Origin of the sequence: Acidisphaera rubrifaciens HS-AP3 (genome assembly GCF_000964365.1) — a bacterium.
GTDB lineage: Bacteria > Pseudomonadota > Alphaproteobacteria > Acetobacterales > Acetobacteraceae > Acidisphaera > Acidisphaera rubrifaciens.
This window is the reverse complement of record NZ_BANB01000627.1, coordinates 1-1,303: the sequence shown is the minus strand read 5'-3', so window position 1 is coordinate 1,303 and position 1,303 is coordinate 1. Positions and strand designations below refer to the sequence as shown.

The following is a 1,303-nucleotide window of genomic DNA, read 5'->3' as shown; positions in this document are numbered from 1 at the left end:
TACAGCACCGGCTTGGACGTCATCAGCTGCAGCCGCGACGCCGCCGCGGCATCGGCCGGGGCGATGGCGGTGCGGGCCGGACGCCCCGCCTGCAACGCCGCCAGGATCGGCTCGATCAGCGCCGCCTGCGCGGCACTCTCGCGGTCGCCGCCGCGCGCGCGCTTCTGCAGCGCCGGCAGCCGCTTCTCCAGGCTGTCGAGATCGGCGAGCATCAACTCCGTCTCCACCGTCTCCGCATCGCGGATCGGATCGACGCTGCCCTCGACATGCGTGACGTCGCCGTCCTCGAAGCAGCGGAGAACATGGATGATCGCATCGACCTCGCGGATATTGGCGAGGAACTGGTTGCCGAGCCCCTCGCCCTTCGACGCGCCGCGCACCAGGCCGGCGATATCGACGAACTCCAGGCTGGTCGGGACGATCTTCGCCGACTTGCCGATCGCCGCCAGCGTGTCGAGGCGCGGATCGGGGACCGCGACGCGGCCGACGTTCGGCTCGATCGTGCAGAACGGATAATTGGCCGCCTGCGCCGCGGCGGTCGCCGTCAGCGCGTTGAACAGCGTCGACTTGCCGACATTCGGCAGGCCGACGATGCCGCAGTTGAACCCCATGCTACCCGCTTTCCTGCATCAGCAGCGCGATGCGCGTCATCGCCTCCTCCGGCCGGTCACCGGCCAGCAGCCGCGCCGCGTCCGCGACCGCGTCGAGCATGGCGGCGAGCCATGCCTGATCCGTCTTGGCGAAGTCGCTCAGCACATGGCCATGCACCCGTTCCTTGGCGCCCGGATGGCCGATGCCGAGGCGCACGCGCCAGTAATCGGGCGTGCCGAGGCCGCGGTCGATGCTGCGCAGGCCGTTATGCCCCGCCGCGCCGCCGCCCCGCTTGATCCGCACGCGACCGGGGGCGAGGTCGAGTTCGTCGTGGAACACGGTCACGGCCTCGGGCGCGATACGGAAATAGGCGGCGGCCGGCTGTACGCTCTCGCCGGAATCGTTCATGTATGTCTGCGGCTTGAGCGCGAGGATGCGCACCCCGTCGACGGCGCCCTCGGCCACCAGCCCGCGGAAGCGCTGCTTCCACGGGCCGAAGCCGTGCCGCGCGGCGATCGCGTCCACCGCCATGAAGCCGACATTGTGGCGATGCCGCAGCATCCCCGGCTCGGGATTGCCGAGACCGACCCACAGCTTCATGGCGGCCCCGCGACGGCCGAGGCGGCTACTTCTTCGCGGCGGGCTTGGCCGGCGCCTTGGCCGGGGCCTTGGCGGGCGCGGCCTTGCCGCCGGCGCCCTTGGCCGGCGCGCC

The 1,303-nt window shown here is 71.5% G+C and carries 2 protein-coding genes; both read right to left on the bottom strand.

Annotation, left to right across the window (positions count from 1 at the left end; all coding sequences use genetic code 11):
* A partial coding sequence (gene ychF, locus B8460_RS15570; protein WP_048862529.1) for a redox-regulated ATPase YchF occupies positions 1–611 on the bottom strand: 611 nt, incomplete at its 3' end.
* Position 612: 1 nt separating this feature from the next.
* Positions 613–1,191, bottom strand: a complete 579-nt coding sequence (gene pth / locus B8460_RS15565; RefSeq protein ID WP_048862528.1) for an aminoacyl-tRNA hydrolase — start codon at positions 1,189–1,191, stop codon at positions 613–615.
* Between the last annotated feature and the right edge of the window lie 112 nt (positions 1,192–1,303).

What these genes read in the sequence shown, in the direction of transcription:
- pth (WP_048862528.1), bottom strand. Translation starts at nt 1,191, where the DNA reads ATGAAGCTGTGGGTCGGTCTCGGCAATCCCGAGCCGGGGATGCTGCGG.